Raw genomic sequence first — 17658 nt, forward strand, 5'->3', positions numbered from 1 at the left:
CTCACGCCCCCGTGTCGTCGCGTCCGTCGAGTCCGGTTCCCTCTTCTTCCCGGACCTCTCCGACATAGACGCGGGGCACGCGCGCGGAGATGCGGGTGATGACTTCGTAGGCGATGGTTCCGGTCGCCCGGGCCCAGTCCTCGGCGGTCGGCTCGCCGCGGTCGCCGGGGCCGAAGAGCACCGCCTCGTCACCGGCCTGGGCGCTGTCCCCGCCCAGGTCGACGACGAACTGGTCCATCGCGACCCGGCCCGCCACCGTGCGCCACTTGCCGCCCACCAGCACCGGGCCGGTGCCGGAGGCCGCCCGCGGGATGCCGTCCGCGTAGCCGACGGGGACCAGCGCGAGGGTCGTCTCACCGGGGGTGAGGTAGGTGTGGCCGTACGAGACGCCGTGGTGCCCCGGCACGCGCTTGACCGAGGCCAGGGAGGCGGAGAGCGTCATGACCGGCCTGAGGCCGAAGTCCTCGGGGACGCCCACCTCGGGGCTGGGCGACACGCCGTACATCGCGACGCCCGTCCGCACCATGTCGAAATGGGTCTCGGACAAGGTCAGGGTGGCCGGCGAATTGGCGATGTGCCGGACCTCGGGGGTCAGCCCCTGGCGCTCGGCGTAGGAGACCGCGTCCCGGAAGACGTCGAGCTGCGCCCGGATGGAGGGGTGGCCCGGCTCGTCGGCGCAGGCGAAGTGCGACCAGATGCCGGTGACCTTCAGCAGGCCGGCCCGCTCGGCGTCCCGGGCGGCGGCGACGAGCTTCTCCCAGTCGGCGGGCTGGCAGCCGTTGCGGCCGAGACCGGTGTCGATCTTCAGCTGGACGCGGGCGGGGCGGCCGGCCGCACGGACGGCCGCCGTCAGCTCGTCGAGGGCCCACAGCCCGCTGACCGACACGTCGATGTCCGCCTCGACGGCCTCGCGCCACGGGTCGCCGGGCGTCCAGAGCCAGCACATCAGCCGGCCCCGGTCGCCGGCGGCACGCAGGGCCAGCGCCTCGTGCGGAGTGGCCGTTCCGACCCACTGCGCGCCGGCCTGGCGCGCGGCCCTGGCGCAGGGCACGGCGCCGTGCCCGTACGCGTCGGCCTTCACGACGGCCATCAGCTGCGCACGGGGGGCACGGGCCCGCAGAGCACGTACGTTGGCCCGCAGGGCGGCCAGGTCGACCACGGCTCGGGCGCGCATCGGTGTCTCACTCATCCCCGTCAGTGTCTCAGGCCATGGTCCCCGGTGATGTCTCACGGGTGTCACAACCGGGGCGGACGGGGGAGGCTGGGCCCATGAGGACTGCCTACAGCGTCGAGACGGTACGGGCCGCGGAGCGGGAACTGATGGCCGCGCTGCCCGCGGGCGCCCTGATGCAGCGCGCCGCCGCGGGCCTGGCGGCGGCCTGCGCCGACCTGCTGGGACGCCGCGTGTACGGGGCGCGGGTCGCCCTGCTCGTCGGCAGCGGGGACAACGGCGGCGACGCCCTGTACGCGGGCGCGCGCCTGGCCCGCCGCGGCGCGGGCGTGACGGCGGTGCTGCTGGCGCCGGACCGCGCCCACGCCGGCGGGCTGCGGGCGCTGCGGGCCGCGGGGGGCCGGGCGGTGCCCGCCACGGACGGGCCGGCCGCCGGGCGGGCGCTCGCCCGCGCGCACCTGGTCGTCGACGGCATCGTCGGGATCGGGGGCAGGGGCGGCCTGCGGCCCGAGGCGCAGGCCCTGGTGCGGGCGGCGGAGGACGGGGGCGCGCCGGTCGTCGCCGTCGACCTGCCGAGCGGCGTCGACGCGGACAGCGGCGAGGTGCGCGGGGCGGCGGTACGGGCGGACGCGACGGTCACCTTCGGCACGTACAAGCCGGGGCTGCTCATCGACCCGGCACGCGAGCACGCCGGGGCGCTGCGGCTGGTGGACATCGGGCTGGGGCCGTACCTGCCGGCCGAACCGGACGTGGAGGCGCTGCAGCACGCGGACGTCGCCGCGCTGCTGCCCCGGCCGGCCGCCGAGAGCGACAAGTACCGCCGGGGCGTCGTGGGCGTCGTGGCCGGTTCGGCCCGCTACCCGGGCGCCGCGGTGCTGGCCGTGGCCGGCGCCCTCAGCGGCGGCGCGGGCGCCGTCCGCTACGCGGGGCCGGCGGCGGAGGCGGTGATCACCCGCTTCCCGGAGACCCTGGTGACGACGGGCCCCCCGTCGAAGGCGGGCCGCGTCCAGGCGTGGGTGGCCGGGCCCGGCCTGGGGGACGGCGCGGAGGCCCGGCAGGCGCTGGAGGACGTCCTGGCGTCGGACGTCCCCGTCCTGATCGACGCCGACGGCCTGCGCCTGCTGGACCCGCACACCGTGCGGTCCCGCTCCGCCGCGACGGTCCTGACCCCGCACGCCGGAGAGGCCGCCGCCCTGCTGGGCCGCTCCCGCGAGGAGGTCGAGGCGGCCCGCCTGCCGCCCGCCCGCGAGCTGGCCCACCGCTTCGGCGTCACCGCCCTCCTCAAGGGCTCCACGACCCTGATCGCCTCCGCCACGCATCCGGCGGTCCGGGTCAACCCCACCGGCACCCCCTGGCTGGCGACGGCGGGCAGCGGGGACGTGCTGTCCGGCCTGACCGGCTCGCTGCTGGCGGCGGGCCTGGCGGCCCGCGACGCGGCGTCCGCGGGCGCGTACCTGCACGGCCTGGCGGCACGGCAACTGGGAGCCGCACCGATCACGGCACTGGGCGTGGCGGAGGAACTGCGGGGGGTGTGGCGGGACGTCTCGATCGGGTGAACACGACGAACCCCCCGTACGGGTACGGGGACGTACCCGTACCCTTGGAGGGGAGTGGAAGGACCCATCCATGGCCGATGCCAACATCCGCATCCCTGCCGAGGCACGTGACCGCCTCGCCGAAGTCGCCGCCGCCGAAGGCATGTCGCTGCGTGCCTATCTCGCGCGCCTCGCCGACAGCGTTCTCACCCCCGCCGAGCGCGCAGAGCAGGCCGAACGGGCTCGCCAACTCCTGCACGAGTGGACTGGTTACGACCCAAGTCCGGACGAGGAGGCCCGCCTCGACGCCGAGCTGGACCGGCGCCTGGTGGAGGCGGCTCGGTGAGCGACCACGTTCACATCGTCCTTGACGAGACCGCCATGGTGGCCGCCGGCCAGGGCAACGCCATGACCTCCCGGTTGATCCACCGGGCGCACACCGAGGCGGGATGGCACCTGTACGCCCCCACGTGCGCCTTGGTGGAAGCGGACCGTAAACGCCCCGGCACGGCCGAACACATCGCCGCCCTGCCCGGCATCATCGTTCTCGACCTGGACCTGCCCGCAGCACTGGCCGTCGCGGGCAAGGACAACTGGGCCCCGGCACACACGCAGTACGCGGCCGAGCCGACCGCCGAACGGCCCGACGGCGCATACGTCGCCACCACCGCACCTGCCCGGTGGGCGGGACAGGCAGTGCGAGTCCTGGACGTCAATCCGTAGTGCGGGACCGCCGCTGCCACTGTCCGGCAGACCACACCTCCGGCCGGCCGCCCAGTCTCCGGAGGGCGTCTTCCTGGGCGCTGTTCTTGACCACGAACGCCAGGCCGTCGTCGTACGGGAGGCGGCCGATCACGGCGTGCGCGTAGTGGTCCGTGTCGAAACGGTCCCACGCCCAGGCCAGCTGGGCGCGCACCTGGCGCGAGGGGTGGGTGGCGTAGCGCGACAGGAGGGGGATGGCGCGGTCGTCCGCCACCGTCGTGGCCGCCACCACCACCGCGTGGGCCACCTCGTCGGACAGGCCCTCCGGGCCCGGCAGCAGGTCCAGGACGATCCGGCCCGCCTCCGCCAGGGCCTTGGCCGACTCCGTGTCGCGCGGGGGCACCAGCTCGGCGGCGGCCTTCTCCACCCGGGTGCGAACGTCCGGGTCGACCTCGGTCACCTGCTCCAGGCAGGCCGCGGCCAGCAGGTGCAGACGGTGCCGGTTGGCGTCCTCGGCGTCGCCGCGCTCCAGCAGCTTGCGCAACAGCTCCGCCCGGGCGCGCGGCGGGGCGTGCCCGACGGCCATGCGCAGGACGTCCTCCCACTGGTCGTCGTGGGCGTGGTTGACGAGCAGGTCGAAGTCCCAGTCGTCGACGGCGGCCTGGGCGCCCAGGTAGTCCTGGAACGTCCGGTGGATGAAGTCGAGGGTCTCGCTGGTCGGCTGCCGCAGCAGGCCGCTGCGCACGACCAGGTGCCGCAGGATGTCCTCCGCGCCGCCCTTCGCCGCGACGGCCGGCATGGCGGGCAGCGCCCGGTCGAGGATCTCCACGGCCTTGTGCCACTCGATCTCCGCACGGCCGTTGCGGATCAGCCAGTAGGCGATCTTCTGTAAGAGGGCGGTCTGCGCCTGCTCCAGTTCCGGCCCCTCCAGGCCGACCTCGATCTCGCGCTCGCGGTCGCGCCGGATGAGCAGCAGGTCGAGCGCCGCGCGGTAGAGCTCCATGCGGCCGTGCGGGAGGTAGCCGCGGCGGGAGCGGTTGAGGGCGCAGATCAGCGCGCACATCAGGGGGTTGGTGGCGAGCCGGCCCAGGTCCCGTTTCGCGACGACGGCCGCGCTCAGCGACTCCTTGAACGCCCGCAGCCGCTCGCTGTGCTCCTGCCCGTGCTCCTGCCCGGCGTGCTCCTGTCCGGCCGCCGCGTGCCAGCGGTCGATGAAGGCGAGCACGTCGCCCCGGCTCATCGGCAGCAGCTCCAGCTCGGTGAAGCCGGCGTCCGACAGCCAGCCCTCGCGCACGGCCGACGGGCGCGTCGTGATGACGTACCGGGCGTCGGGGTAGGCGGCCAGCAGGTCCTTCACCCAGGCGAGGGTGCGCCGACGGTCGGCCTCGGGCACCTCGTCGACGCCGTCGATCAGCAGCAGCGCCGTGCCCTCGTCCAGCCGGCCCGTCACCCACCCCTGCGCCGCCGGCACCCCGGCCAGCGGTCCGGCCGCGGCCGCGAGGAACTCCTCCGGCTGCGGCAGCGCACCCCTGCGGATGAGGGTGCGCAGGGGCAGCATCAGCGGCATGCAGCCGCTCAAGTGCCCGAGCCCGGGCGGCAGATCACCGCGCGCGGTCGTCGTGGCCAGCCACTGCAGCAGCGTGGTCTTGCCCGACCCGGCGGCACCGCGGAGCAGCACCCGCCGGTGCCCGGCCAGCGCCTCCTCCGCGCGCTGCGGCGAGGGCACCGCACGCCGCCCGCCGTCGGCACAGGTCTCCCCGGGCCGCGCCTGCGGCCCGGGCGTGGGGCCGGTGAGTTCGAGGCTGAGGTAGGCGGCGTCGAGCGGCCACGTCTCGCCCTCGCCGTCGGAGAGCGTCAGCCCGATGATGGTCAGCTCGCCGGACTTCTCGACGACGTAGTCGCGCAGCCGCCGCTCGAACGCCTCGATCTCCAGCTGCCGTGGCGACGCCAGCGAGCGCGACTGCGGCTTGTGGCCCGCCAGCAGGCACTCGCTGAGGAAGCTGAACTCCGACCACAGCGTCGCCGACGGCGTGACCGTCAGCCGGCCGTGCCGCCAGCCGTTCGGGTCGGCGCACACCACCCCGGCCAGCAGGCCGTCCACGAACACGGCCGCACCCGACATGCCCGCCCACGGCGAGCCCCCGTCACCGGGTGCGCCGGGGGCGCCGTACTCGCTGTCGAGGACGTGCCGCCCGCTGAGCAGGTTGCTGCCCGGCTTGAGCGTGCCGAGCACCTGCTCGGTGTCGAGCCCGCCGCCGGCGTCGCGCTGCACCTGCGGGTAGCCGATGGCCTGCGCGCCCGGCCAGGCGCGCAGGTCGTAGGCCCGGCCCCAGACCAGCGGCTCGAACGCCGCCGCGGTCTCCGGCACGACCAGGTCCCGCTCGGCCACCAGCAACGCTGCGTCGCACCGCCGGTCGTCGTCCCGCGCCCACGCCACCCGGCAGCGGACCCTGCCGGTCCCGCCGGGCACGATCACCGAGGGAGCGTCGCAGTCACCCACCACGTGCGCGGCGGTCAGGACGACGTTCGGCGCCAGCAGGTATCCACTGCCCTGACTCCGCCCGAACACCGCCGCAATGCGTTCCCTCGCCGGGTGCACAGCCTCTCCCCCTCCGCGCTACGAGCGGAGCAGACGATACGCCAGCCGTCGCATGCGAGCGGGGGGATCGGGAAGACGCACGGACGAGGCGCCCGCCCGGACCCCCGAGCCGGGCGGACGCCGGCCCGTCAGGCCGCGGGCCCCCCGGCCCGCAGCGCCGCGATCAGCCACTCGACGGCCGGGCCCATGTCGGGCTGCCGCCACCCGTTGATCACCGCCAGGAGCCGCCAGTACTGCTCGTAGCGCGAGTCGTGGCCGCTCTCCAGCTGCTCCAGGAGCCACGCCCGGAACTCCGGCGAGTCCTGGCGTCCCGTCATCTGGGCCGAGGCCACGACGATGTCGTCGACGAACGGCCGGGCCTGCGGCGACTGCGGCGCGATCCCCGCCTTCCGCGCCGCACCCGTCCGCTCCCTGATCAGATCCGCCTGCCGCCGCGTCTCCTCGACCCCCGGCCGGCCTGCCTCCGCCCAGGCCCGCATCTGGTCGTCGGCCGCCCTGCGCATGCCGGCCCGGAAACCGTCGTCCTGGACGAGCTCCGCGAGCTCCACCCAGGCGTCGATCTGCTCGGGCGAGGGGTCCTCGGGCAGCATCGGCATGGCGTTGCGCATCGTGGCCAGGAAGCCGGGGTCGACGTCCAGGCCGTCGAAGGCGTGGTCGATGAAGTCCTCTATCAGCCGGCGGCGTTCCCCGTCGGTGAGGTGCGCGAGCTTGTGCATCAGTTCCAACTCCTCCGGTGTGGACCCGCGTCCGGCTACCGCCCTGAGCACGGCCCGGCGCAGCCGCAGGGTGCGGATCTGCGTCTCCAGGGCCTCGGCGTGCACGGCGGCGACGTCGGCGACGGTGACCTCGCGCGCCAGCACGCGCTGGATGGCGGTGAGGCCGACGCCGAGTTCGCGCAGCGTGCGGACGAGGCCGAGCCGGGCCAGGGCCTGCGGCCCGTAGAGCCGGTAGCCCGCGGGTGTGCGGTCGGTCGGCGGCACCACGCCGGCATCGGACCAGAACCGGATCGTCTTGACCGTCAGGCCGGTCAGCCGGGCCAGCTCGCCGATGGAATAGAGCGGGATGCCGTCGTCCATGTCCACCACCGTGGGGTCTCCCGTCGCTGGAGAGTCAAGCCGGTGCATCACGGGGGAGCCTTGACCTCAACCCGGCTTGAGGTACGAAGATCCTCGCATGTGCACGGACCGGCCCGGACGCGCCACGGGGGTGCACGTCCGGGCCGGGGTACGGCGGGGCGGGGCGGATCAGGCGAGCGCCGGCCCGCCCTCGCGCAGCTCGAACCAGACCTCCTTGCCCACGGGCGTGAGCTCGTCCCACACCCAGATCACGCCGGAGGCGTGGGACAGCCTGCGCAGCAGGGCCATGCCCTTGCCGTCGCCCTCGCCGGAGTGCGGCTGCCGCGGCCACGGGGGCCGTCCGGGGTCGTCGTCCCGTACGGCCACGACCACGCGGCCGGTGTGGACCGTCACCTCGACGGCGAGCTCGGGCACGCGCGCGTGGCGCACGACGTTGGTCACGGCGTCGGAGACGCAGATCCGGGCGTTCTCGATCAGCGGGTGGCGGTCGGCCGCGACGAGGGAGGCGGTCACGAACTCCCGGGCCAGCCGGGCGGTGCCGGGCGCCACGGGGGCGGAGAGACGGTAGTTCTCGGCGGGCGCGTCGCTCATGGGCGCACCGCCACGAAGTCGATGCTGTGCGCGCTGATCACCGCGCGGTGGGTGGTGCACGGCGCGTGCGGTGCGGGGGCCGGTGACTTCGACGGCCGGTGGCCGTCGAGAAGGGCTCTCGCCCACCGGGTGATGCGGCGGATGGGGTCTCGCATGTCGACGCTCCTCAGCAGCGTTGGCCACGCCCCCGGGCCGTTCGCGCGGTTGCGGGGGTCCTCCGACCTTCACAGCCTGCCGACACCACAAGGCCCCAACTATCAGACGTGACCGATAGCCTCGGCCGACGCCTTGCTGCCCGTCATCTTCCCAGCCAGGTCCCGTAGTTGTTGAAGCTGTCCGGCATGCGCCGCTTCGCCGACTCCAGTCCTGCGAAGGTCTCCCGGACGGTCGGGTGGTAGCGCGTCTGCTGCGGCGCCACCTTGCGGGCCAGCTGCAGGTTCTTGAAGGCCGCGTCCGTGCGGCCGGTCCACATCTCGGCGCGGGCGACCTCGGTGTAGTGGTGAGCCCGGCGGGAGGGCGGCCAGTCGTCGGGGAGCGGACTCTCCTCGGCGGCCCGTACGGCCTCGGGGTACCGGTCGAGCTCGGCGAGGACGCTCACTCGGTGGGCGACGACGTTGGTGGGGCCGAAGGACAGCCAGTACACCTTCTCGGCCGCGCCCGTGCGCTCGGCGATCCGCCGCGCCTCGGCGAGGTGGCCGTCGGCGGCCGTCTCATCCTTGTCGCGGCCCGCCAGCACGGCGGCGCCCAAGTGCAACTGCCCGGTGACGACGTCGCGGACGCGACCCGGCTCGGCCTGCGCCAAAGTGGACATTCCCAGCACCACGAGCCGCTTCCCCGTGCGGTAATCGCTGGCGCGGAGGTAGGCCAGGGCCCGCAGGTACTGCCGCATTCCGCCCAGCACCGGGTCCGAGGCCCGCTGCGCGGCCCAGTCCAGTCGGTCCAGCGCGACCGTGCAGAGGTCGGGGAAACCGAGCTTCGTGGTCACGTCGTAAGCAGTGCGGTACGCACTGGCGAGGACGCGCCAGTTGCGGTCCCTGGGGGTCGTGTGCGCCGTGGTGGTGGCTTCGTGGATCAGGCCGGGGAGGTCCGCGGCGACCTGCTTGATGCGCGTCGCGCGGACCAGGGAGCACAGCTCCTCGGCGTGCGCTTCCAGCTCCTCCACGGGGCGGGGCGTCACGTCCGGGTCGGCCCCGAGGTCGTAGATGTTCAGCGCCTCGCGGATCGGCTGGATCAGCCCGTCCAGCTGGTCCGCCCGGAGTTCGTCCAGGTAGGGCTGCCCGGTCAGCTCGGTGACGGGCACCGAGAGGGCACGGGCCAGGGCCCCGGTGACGGAAGGGCTCGCGGGCAGGGCGCCCTGCTCGACCTTCGTCAGCGTGCTGTAGGAGACGTGGGAGAGTTCCGCCAGCTCTCTCTGGGTCAGGCGGCGTACCTTGCGCGTACGCGCAATGCGCGCGCCGGTGCAGTCGTCACTGTGCGGGGGCATACGGAGCTCCGTTCTGACACGACACAAGAACGGTACCGCCGCCCGCCGACAGAGCAATGGTGAACGGCCCCTGGCTCGGGGGCCGTTCACGCCGCACCCGGACCCGCCGGAGGCGCGGTCGGCGGATGCGGTGCCCTCCCCACAACGTCCACCCGAACGTGTCCCACTCGCGCGAGCCCGTATGGCCCAGAGAGTCACTGACCTGCCCGGATTCTGGGGCTACCCCCGCCTCCCCCACGGTGCAAAACTGGCAGAGGGGCCCTGGAAGGGGTCGGGCACATGGACCGTCCAGACACGACAAGACATCAATGGCAGGTACCGGCCGGTAGCGATCGCGGCTCGAAGGGGGAGCCGTTCGCGGCGACCCACGTGGTTCCCGCAACGGGCTTGGACTCCTGGCGGACCCCCGACGCGATGAAGGCCCCCGACGGCCGTCTGGACCCCGGCACGCGCGTGCAGGTCGTCGAGCGGTCACCCAGCGGCTGGGCCCGCGTCGTGTGCGCTTCGGGCGGCTGGCCCGTCTGGGTGGACGGGCGGCGCCTGCAGGAGCCGACAGAATCCGAGCAGGCCATCGGGATGGAGCTGCTGTCGCAGCTCAAGACCTCTCTCGGTACGTATCAACAACTCCTGGACGACCTTCAGGCACAACGCATCGACTTCGACTCGTTCCGTCGTCAGGCGTTCCACGCCGGGCTCGTCATGCGGGACAGCGGTGCCCTGCTTCTCGATCTCCCCAGCGGGACCTGGTACTGGTACGACGGCATCCGGCTCCACACCATGGGCTCGTTCCTGGACGAGGAGCCGCCCCCGGACCGGGCCGCCGGATCCGCGGAGGGCTGAGCCATGGCCGTCACGCCGGAAGAAGAGCAGGCCCTGCAAGCCGCCTTCGAGGCGTTCGTCTCGAAGCAGCAGAACATCGTGAGGATGATCGGACAAGGGCTGCTGGAGGTGGAAGAAGGGCTACGCACCGGCGGCATGCAACTCGGCGATTACTTCGGCACCCTGGGGGAGACCGTCGAGGAATACCGCGACATGCTTCGTACAGTGTTCCCTCGCGTGCAGGCCGAGCTCCATGCCGCCCTGGACGCCGGGGCCGCCGGGTTCAAGGACTTCCTCGTCAACGTCATGAAGTGGTCTCCCGAAGCGATCACGCGGTTCCTGCAGGACAATGCCGCCAAGGTCGGGAGCCTGGGGACCGCCGCACGCGTGATGACGGCCGCCCCCGCCGCCGGTGCCGACGCGGCGACGGTCGCACCGGGCGCAGCCGCCCCAGGCGCGGCCGCCGGCGAAGGAGCCGCCCTGGGCGAGGGGGCCGCCCTCGGTGAGGGCGCCGCCGTGGGCGAAGGCGTCGCCGTGGGTGAGGGCATCGCCGTAGGTGAGGGCATCGCCGCGGGCGAGGCGGTCGCGGCAGGCGAAGCCGTGGGCGGCGCGGCCGCCGCCGAGGGCGTGGGCGGCATCGCGGGACTCGGCCTCGGCTCGCTGATCACCGGCGGTGTGATCATCCTGGTGCTGGCCGGCGGGGCGGTCTACCTCTGGAACCGCACCCACCAGGAGGCGCCGGCGCACTCGCCGGCCGCCCCGGCCCCGCAACAGCCCGGCAACCCCGCACCGGGGAATCCGCAGGCGCCGACCCCCTCGAACCCGCCGCCCGCCGCTCCCACGACCTTCGACGTCAACGGGATGTACAACGGGACGCTGAACGGCGCTGTGTGCGCGCAGCCCGAGTGCTTCGTGACGATCGCGAAGCAATCCGATCCCTCCGGCCCGGGCCCCGACGAGGCGGGGCGCATCACCGTCACCGTCACCGAGGTGAACTACACCCCGGCCTTCAACGGCGTGGCCAGCGTGCTCAACGAGACGCTCGGACCCATGGACGCGCAGCTGCTCCAGGACGGCACGGTCCAGGGTTCGGGAACCACGACGGACACCGACACCAGCCCCGGCGGCACCACACGGACGGGGCCGTACACGCTGAGCGGGCAGTTCAAGAACGGCACGACCGGATCGCCCTCGTACACCATGACCCTGACCCTGGACAGCCAGTACAACCTCACGGGCGCACGCTGAGGGGACGCCCCCGAAGAGGGCGTCCGACCCGGACGGAGCGGCCCGTCACCCCTCCGCGATCACCACCGCCGACGCCACCCCCGCGTCGTGGCTCAGCGAGATGTGCCAGCTCCGCACCCCCAGCGCCTCCGCTCGCGCGGCCACCGTCCCCGTCACCACGAGGGCCGGGCGGCCGCCGGCCTCCGTGACGACCTCGGCGTCGGTCCAGAGCAGGCCGGCCGGCGCCCCCAGGGCCTTGGCCAGGGCCTCCTTGGCGGCGAAGCGGGCGGCCAGCGAGGCGATGCCCCGGCGCTCACCGCTCGGCAGGAACAGCTCGCGCTCCACGAACAGCCGGTCCGCCATCCCCGGCGTCCGCTGCAGCGCGGCGTCGAAGCGGTCGATCTCCGCGACGTCGATGCCCACTCCGACGATCATTCGACGGTCACCGACTTCGCCAGGTTGCGCGGCTGGTCGACCTCGTTGCCCCGCGCCGTGGCGAGCTCGCAGGCGAAGACCTGCAGCGGCACCGTCGCCACCAGGGGCTGCAGCAGCACCGGGGTCGGCGGCACCTCGATCAGGTGGTCGGCGTAGGGGCGCACCGCCTCGTCGCCGCGCTCGGCGATGACGATCGTGCGCGCACCGCGCGCCCGGATCTCCTGGATGTTGGAGACGATCTTGTCGTGGAGGACGGACCGGCCGCGCGGCGAGGGAACGACCACCACCACCGGCAGGTCGTCCTCGATCAGCGCGATCGGACCGTGCTTGAGCTCGCCCGCGGCGAAGCCCTCGGCGTGCATGTAGGCCAGCTCCTTGAGCTTCAGGGCGCCCTCCAGCGCCACGGGGTAGCCCACGTGGCGGCCGAGGAAGAGGACGGTGTTCTTGTCGGCCAGGGAACGGGCCAGCTCCCGCACCGGCTCCATGGTCTCCAGCACCTCCTCCACCTCCCCGGCGATCTCCGACAGCTCGCGCACCACGCTGCCGACCTCGTCGCCCCACTTGGTGCCCCGCACCTGGCCGAGGTAGAGCGCGACCAGGTAGCAGGCCACCAGCTGGGTCAGGAACGCCTTCGTCGAGGCGACGGCCACCTCCGGCCCCGCGTGCGTGTACAGCACGGCGTCCGACTCGCGCGGGATCGTCGAGCCGTTCGTGTTGCAGATGGCCAGGACGTTCGCCCCCTGCTCGCGCGCGTGCCGCAGGGCCATGAGGGTGTCCATCGTCTCGCCCGACTGGCTGATGGCGATGACGAGCGTGCGCTGGTCGAGGATCGGGTCGCGGTAGCGGAACTCGCTGGCGAGCTCGGTCTCGCAGGGGATGCGGGTCCAGTGCTCGATCGCGTACTTGGCAATCATTCCGGCGTGGTAGGCCGTGCCGCAGGCCACGATGACGACCTTGTCGACCTCCCGCAGCACCGACGCGGGGATCCGCACCTCGTCCAGGGTCAGCGAGCCCGCCGCGTCGATCCGGCCGAGGAGGGTGTCGGCGACGGCCCGCGGCTGCTCGGCGATCTCCTTGAGCATGAAGTAGTCGTAGCCGCCCTTCTCGGCGGCCGAGGCGTCCCAGTCGACGTGGTACGCGCGCACGGCGTCGTCGGCCGGCGTGCCGTCGAAGCCGGTGACGGTGACGCGGTCCCGGCGCAGCTCGACGACCTGGTCCTGGCCGAGCTCGATCGCCTCCCGGGTGTGGGCGATGAACGCCGCCACGTCCGACGCGAGGAAGTTCTCGCCGTCACCGACCCCGACGACCAGCGGGGAGTTGCGCCGCGCCCCCACGACCACGTCCGGCTCGTCCGCGTGCACCGCCACGAGCGTGAACGCGCCCTCCAGCCGGCGGCAGACCTGCCGCATGGACTCGGCGAGGTCGCCGCAGGAGGAGAAGACCTCGGACAGCAGGTGCGCGACGACCTCGGTGTCGGTCTCCGACTCCAGCGCGTGGCCGCGTTCGGCCAGCTCGGCCCGCAGTGCGGCGAAGTTCTCGATGATCCCGTTGTGGACGACGGCGACGCGGCCGGGGTTGTCGAGGTGGGGGTGGGCGTTGGCGTCCGTGGGACCGCCGTGGGTGGCCCAGCGCGTGTGGCCGATGCCGGTCGCGCCGGAGGGGAGCGGCCGGCCGGCCAGCTCCTTCTCCAGGTTGGCGAGCTTGCCCGCCTTCTTCGCGGCGGCGAGCCCGCCGTCGGCCAGCACCGCCACCCCGGCCGAGTCATAGCCGCGGTACTCCAGCCGCCGCAGCCCTGCCAATACGACGTCGAGGGCGGACTGCCCTCCCACATAGCCAACGATTCCGCACATGGGGTGCAGCGTACGGCCCGGGGGCCGGCGCCCGTGGGTCAACGCCCGCGCTCGATGCGGTCGATGGCCTCCTGCACGAGTTCGAGGTACTCGACCTCCTCACAGCGCGGTTTGCTGCCGAGAACGTACCGGTCGAGGCAGTCGTCGAGGTCCTGGCCGAGGTCCTCCTCCGGCAGCTCGGCGGCGAGGTCGCCGCACACCTGCCCGGCGAAGTCCGGGCGGGCGACGCGGGCGGCGGGAACGGCGGGAACGGGACAGCGGCGGTGGACGAGGCGCCGTACGCGCCTCCTGGCGAGCCGGAGGACCAGAAAGAAAACGAACACGGAGCAGAGCTCCTCGCCTCGTGCGGACCGGGGGGAGGAACGTAGTCCTGACCCGCGAGTAGGTACAGACCCCGCGAGAAAACTTCACCCACAGGAACCTCTCGGTCCCCTACCGTCACGGCAGAAACGGACCCCGAAGTCACCCGCCGGGGCCGCACGCGCGCACAATGGGCCCGTGCCGACCACCATGGACCCGCAGCAACGACGCCGCGCAGACTCGTCCCCGTTCGTGGACCTCAGCCGCGCGCAGTGGAGCGCCCTGCGGGAGAACACCCCTCTGCCCCTGACGGCGGAGGAGGTCGAGCGGCTGCGCGGGCTCGGCGACGTGATCGACCTCGACGAGGTCCGCGACATCTACCTGCCGCTGTCCCGGCTCCTCAACCTCTACGTGGGGGCCACCGGCAGCCTGCGCGGCACGCTCAACACCTTCCTCGGCGAGAGCCTCGGCGAGAAGGGGGCCCAGCGCGGCACGCCCTTCGTCATAGGGGTGGCCGGCAGCGTCGCGGTGGGCAAGTCGACCACGGCCCGGCTGCTGCAGGCCCTGCTGGCCCGCTGGCCCGAGCACCCGCGCGTCGAGCTGGTCACCACCGACGGCTTCCTGCTGTCCAACGCCGAGCTGCAGGCCCGGGGGCTGATGTCGCGGAAAGGCTTCCCCGAGTCGTACGACCGCCGTGCCCTGACCCGGTTCGTCGCGGACGTGAAGGCCGGCAAGGACGAGGTCTCCGCGCCGGTCTACTCCCACCTGATCTACGACATCGTGCCCGGTGAGCGGCTGACCGTGCACCGCCCGGACATCCTGATCATCGAGGGCCTCAACGTCCTGCAGCCGGCCCAGCCGGGCCAGGACGGGCGCACGCGCGTCTCGCTCGCCGACTTCTTCGACTTCAGCGTCTACGTGGACGCGCGCGCCGAGGACATCGAGCGCTGGTACTACGAGCGGTTCAGGAAGCTGCGGGCGACGGCCTTCCAGGACCCCGACTCCTACTTCCGGCGGTACACGCAGGTCTCCGAGGAGGAGGCGCTGGACTACGCCCGCCGCAACTGGCGCACGATCAACAAGCCGAATCTGCTGGAGAACGTGGCGCCCACCCGTGGCCGGTCCAACCTCATCCTGCGCAAGGGCCCCGACCACAAGGTCCAGCGGCTGTCGCTGCGCAAGCTCTGAGAGGCGGGACGCACAAAACGCCGGACGGGCTGAGGAATCAGCCCGTCCGGCGTTTTGAGGACCGGGGTCCGGGGCGCAGCCCCGGAAAAGGCGCCTAGCCCAGCGCCGACTTCACGACGTCGGCCAGCTGCTGGGCGACGGTGCGCGCCTGCTCGATGTCGGCGGCCTCGACCATCACCCGGACGAGCGGCTCGGTGCCGGAGGAGCGCAGCAGCACCCGGCCGGTGGAGCCCAGCTCGCGCTCGGCGGCGTTGACGGCCGTGGCGAGCTCCTCGGAGGAGCCGACGCGGGACTTGTCGACGTCACGGACGTTGATCAGCACCTGCGGCAGGCGCTCCATGACGCCCGCGAGGTCGGCCAGCGAGCGGCCGGTGGCGGCGACGCGCGCGGCCAGCATCAGACCGGTCAGGGTGCCGTCGCCCGTGGTGGCGTGGTCGAGGACGATGACGTGGCCGGACTGCTCGCCGCCCAGGGCGAAGCCGTTCGCCTTCATCTCCTCCAGCACGTAGCGGTCGCCGACCGCCGTCTGGACGAGCTGGACGCCCTCGCGCTCCATGGCCAGCTTGAAGCCCAGGTTGGACATCACGGTGGCGACGACGGTGTTCTTGCGCAGCGAGTCCGCCTCGCGCATGGCGAGCGCCAGCACGGCGAGGATCTGGTCGCCGTCGATCTCGTTGCCCTTGGCGTCGACGGCCAGGCAGCGGTCGGCGTCGCCGTCGTGGGCGACGCCCAGGTCGGCGCCGTGCTCGACGACGGCGGTGCGCAGCTTGTCCAGGTGGGTGGAGCCGCACTCGTGGTTGATGTTGAGGCCGTCGGGCTCGGTGCCGATGGTGACGACCTCGGCGCCGGCGCGCGAGAACGCCTCGGGCGAGACGCGGGAGGCGGCGCCGTGGGCGCCGTCGATGACGACCTTGATGCCGTCGAGGCGGTTGGGCAGGACGCCGATCAGGTGGGCGACGTAGTTGTCGAAGCCCTGGTCGTAGTCCTTGACGCGGCCGACGCCGGCGCCGGTGGGACGGTCCCAGGGCTCGCCGGAGGCGTGCGCCCGGTACGTCTGCTCGATGCGGTCCTCCAGCTCGTCGGCGAGCTTGTGGCCGCCGCGGGCGAAGAACTTGATGCCGTTGTCGGGCATGGCGTTGTGGCTCGCGGAGAGCATCACGCCGAGGTCGGCGCCCAGGGCACCGGTCAGGTAGGCGACGGCGGGCGTGGGCAGCACGCCGACACGCAGGACGTCCACTCCGGCGCTGGCGAGACCGGCCACCACGGCGGCCTCCAGGAACTCACCGGACGCACGCGGGTCACGGCCGACCACCGCCACCGGGCGATGGCCCTCGAAGGTCCCCGCCTCGGCGAGCACATGCGCAGCCGCGACCGACAGGCCGAGCGCGAGCTCCGCCGTCAGATCGGCGTTGGCGACACCGCGCACACCGTCCGTACCGAAGAGTCGTCCCACAGGTGTCCTCCGAAAAAGCGGGGCGGGGCCGTCAGCGGGCCCCGAACATACGTACCAAGTCCTGACCGGTAATGGCCGAACGCCCCGGCGGCACGGATCGTGCCGACCGGGGCGTTCGGGCAGTGCAGCGAAGCCGCGGGATTAGCGCTTGCTGTACTGCGGAGCCTTGCGGGCCTTCTTCAGACCGGCCTTCTTGCGCTCGACCGCACGGTCGTCGCGGCTCAGGAAGCCGGCCTTCTTCAGCGGGCCGCGGTTGTTGTCCACGTCCGCCTCGTTCAGCGCGCGGGCCACACCGAGGCGCAGGGCGCCGGCCTGGCCGGAAACGCCGCCACCCGAGATGCGGGCGATGACGTCGTAGCGGTCGTCGAGCTCAAGCACCTTGAAGGGCTCGTTGACTTCCTGCTGGTGCACCTTGTTGGGGAAGTAGTCCTCAAGGGTGCGACCGTTGATCTTCCACTTGCCGGAGCCCGGAACGATCCGGACGCGGGCAATGGCGTTCTTGCGACGGCCCAGGCCGGCGGCCGGCTGCGGGTCGCCGAAGCGGGACGCGAGGGACTCGGAGGTGTACTCCGACTCCACGACCTCGGTCTCGCTGGTGTACTCCTCGACGCCCTCGACCGGCATCTCGGCGGTGGTCTCAGCCACGATTCTCCTCAGACTTTCTGGTTCGGCGGTGGCCGGGACTTAGCCCTGCTTGACCTGGGTGATCTCGAACGGCACGGGCTGCTGGGCAGCGTGCGGGTGCTGGTCGCCCGAGTAGACCTTCAGCTTCGAGAGCATCTGACGGCCGAGGGAGTTCTTGGGCAGCATGCCCTTGATCGCCTTCTCGACGGCCTTCTCGGGGTTCTTGTCGAGCAGCTCGTCGTAACGGACAGAGCGCAGACCGCCCGGGAAGCCAGAGTGGCGGTAGGCCATCTTCTGGGTCTTCTTGTTACCGGACAGGTGCACCTTGTCGGCGTTGATGATGACGACGAAGTCACCCATGTCCATGTGCGGGGCGTACACGGGCTTGTGCTTGCCGCGCAGCAGGGAGGCAGCCTGAGAGGCCAGACGGCCCAGGACGACGTCCTGCGCGTCGATGATGTGCCACTGGCGCGTGACATCGCCGGGCTTGGGGCTGTACGTACGCACGGTCGTAGCCTTCGCTTCTTCAGTGAGTGGGTCCTGACACGGTCCGCACTGGACGATCACACGGAACCGGCCGCACAACGGGGACGCAACCCGCGTGC

Annotated in this window: 18 protein-coding genes; 6 read left to right on the forward strand and 12 right to left on the reverse strand. The window is 72.8% G+C overall.

Annotation, left to right across the window (positions count from 1 at the left end):
• Window position 1 precedes the first annotated feature (1 nt).
• Window positions 2–1189 (reverse strand): alanine racemase, encoded by a 1188-nt coding sequence (alr, locus tag IE182_RS21640; protein WP_190111562.1) that lies wholly within the window; start codon window positions 1187–1189, stop codon window positions 2–4.
• Between the two features lie 80 nt (window positions 1190–1269).
• Here alr and IE182_RS21645 point away from each other — a divergent pair, with 80 nt between their 5' ends.
• The 3 genes from IE182_RS21645 to IE182_RS21655 all read left to right on the forward strand — a co-directional run bounded on the left by IE182_RS21645 (window position 1270) and on the right by IE182_RS21655 (window position 3429).
• Window positions 1270–2727, forward strand: coding sequence for an NAD(P)H-hydrate dehydratase (locus IE182_RS21645; RefSeq protein WP_190111563.1), 1458 nt, complete (start codon window positions 1270–1272; stop codon window positions 2725–2727).
• A gap of 70 nt (window positions 2728–2797) precedes the next feature.
• On the forward strand, window positions 2798–3052 hold the full coding sequence (locus IE182_RS21650) for a hypothetical protein (protein WP_190111564.1): 255 nt from the start codon (window positions 2798–2800) through the stop codon (window positions 3050–3052).
• A complete protein-coding gene (locus tag IE182_RS21655; protein WP_190111565.1) occupies window positions 3049–3429 on the forward strand; it encodes a PIN domain-containing protein in 381 nt (126 codons plus the stop codon). The genes IE182_RS21650 and IE182_RS21655 overlap by 4 nt, the downstream gene beginning before the upstream one ends.
• Here the strand turns inward: IE182_RS21655 and IE182_RS21660 are convergent.
• The 5 genes from IE182_RS21660 to IE182_RS21680 form a co-directional block, all read right to left on the reverse strand.
• Entirely contained in the window at window positions 3419–5977 is a 2559-nt protein-coding gene (locus IE182_RS21660; RefSeq protein WP_190111566.1) for a serine protease, read from the reverse strand. The two genes, IE182_RS21655 and IE182_RS21660, sit on opposite strands and share 11 nt — an antisense overlap.
• Before the next feature lie 158 nt (window positions 5978–6135).
• A complete protein-coding gene (locus IE182_RS21665) occupies window positions 6136–7083 on the reverse strand; it encodes a MerR family transcriptional regulator (RefSeq protein ID WP_190111567.1) in 948 nt (315 codons plus the stop codon).
• Window positions 7084–7251: 168 nt separating this feature from the next.
• Window positions 7252–7674, reverse strand: coding sequence for an ATP-binding protein (locus IE182_RS21670; protein WP_190111568.1), 423 nt, complete (start codon window positions 7672–7674; stop codon window positions 7252–7254).
• The gene (locus tag IE182_RS21675; RefSeq protein ID WP_190111569.1) at window positions 7671–7829 is read right to left on the reverse strand and encodes a hypothetical protein; all 159 of its coding nucleotides are present in this window, start codon (window positions 7827–7829) and stop codon (window positions 7671–7673) included. The genes IE182_RS21670 and IE182_RS21675 overlap by 4 nt, the downstream gene beginning before the upstream one ends.
• A 143-nt stretch (window positions 7830–7972) precedes the next feature.
• Window positions 7973–9157: a helix-turn-helix domain-containing protein gene (locus IE182_RS21680; protein WP_190111570.1), complete on the reverse strand. Its 1185-nt coding sequence runs from the start codon at window positions 9155–9157 to the stop codon at window positions 7973–7975.
• A gap of 387 nt (window positions 9158–9544) precedes the next feature.
• Here IE182_RS21680 and IE182_RS21685 point away from each other — a divergent pair, with 387 nt between their 5' ends.
• Window positions 9545–9997: an SH3 domain-containing protein gene (locus IE182_RS21685; RefSeq protein ID WP_190111571.1), complete on the forward strand. Its 453-nt coding sequence runs from the start codon at window positions 9545–9547 to the stop codon at window positions 9995–9997.
• A 3-nt stretch (window positions 9998–10000) separates the two neighbouring features.
• Window positions 10001–11224, forward strand: a complete 1224-nt coding sequence (locus tag IE182_RS21690; RefSeq protein ID WP_190111572.1) for a hypothetical protein — start codon at window positions 10001–10003, stop codon at window positions 11222–11224.
• A gap of 45 nt (window positions 11225–11269) precedes the next feature.
• Here the strand turns inward: IE182_RS21690 and IE182_RS21695 are convergent, their stop codons facing one another.
• From IE182_RS21695 to IE182_RS21705, 3 genes are read right to left on the reverse strand one after another with little or no spacing between them, the layout of a single operon-like run.
• Window positions 11270–11638, reverse strand: a complete 369-nt coding sequence (locus IE182_RS21695) for a holo-ACP synthase (protein ID WP_190111573.1) — start codon at window positions 11636–11638, stop codon at window positions 11270–11272.
• Complete coding sequence (gene glmS / locus IE182_RS21700; protein WP_190111574.1) at window positions 11635–13488, reverse strand: glutamine--fructose-6-phosphate transaminase (isomerizing); 1854 nt, start codon at window positions 13486–13488, stop codon at window positions 11635–11637. Before glmS ends, IE182_RS21695 begins: the two co-directional genes overlap by 4 nt.
• 38 nt (window positions 13489–13526) lie before the next feature.
• Window positions 13527–13811, reverse strand: coding sequence for a hypothetical protein (locus IE182_RS21705; protein WP_190111627.1), 285 nt, complete (start codon window positions 13809–13811; stop codon window positions 13527–13529).
• A gap of 187 nt (window positions 13812–13998) precedes the next feature.
• Here IE182_RS21705 and coaA point away from each other — a divergent pair, with 187 nt between their 5' ends.
• Window positions 13999–14976 (forward strand): type I pantothenate kinase, encoded by a 978-nt coding sequence (gene coaA / locus IE182_RS21710; RefSeq protein WP_190111623.1) that lies wholly within the window; start codon window positions 13999–14001, stop codon window positions 14974–14976.
• 94 nt (window positions 14977–15070) lie between these two features.
• Here the strand turns inward: coaA and glmM are convergent, their stop codons facing one another.
• From glmM to rplM, 3 genes are all read right to left on the reverse strand, one after another.
• Window positions 15071–16429 (reverse strand): phosphoglucosamine mutase, encoded by a 1359-nt coding sequence (gene glmM / locus IE182_RS21715; protein WP_190111575.1) that lies wholly within the window; start codon window positions 16427–16429, stop codon window positions 15071–15073.
• A 141-nt stretch (window positions 16430–16570) separates the two neighbouring features.
• Window positions 16571–17074, reverse strand: coding sequence for a 30S ribosomal protein S9 (gene rpsI / locus IE182_RS21720; protein ID WP_190111576.1), 504 nt, complete (start codon window positions 17072–17074; stop codon window positions 16571–16573).
• 39 nt (window positions 17075–17113) lie between these two features.
• Window positions 17114–17560 carry a 50S ribosomal protein L13 gene (gene rplM / locus IE182_RS21725; protein WP_071964527.1) on the reverse strand — a complete coding sequence of 149 codons (447 nt, stop codon included), beginning with the start codon at window positions 17558–17560 and terminating at the stop codon, window positions 17114–17116.
• Window positions 17561–17658 lie beyond the last annotated feature (98 nt).

Origin of the sequence: Streptomyces cinnamoneus (genome assembly GCF_014650495.1) — a bacterium.
Classification (GTDB): domain Bacteria; phylum Actinomycetota; class Actinomycetes; order Streptomycetales; family Streptomycetaceae; genus Streptomyces; species Streptomyces cinnamoneus.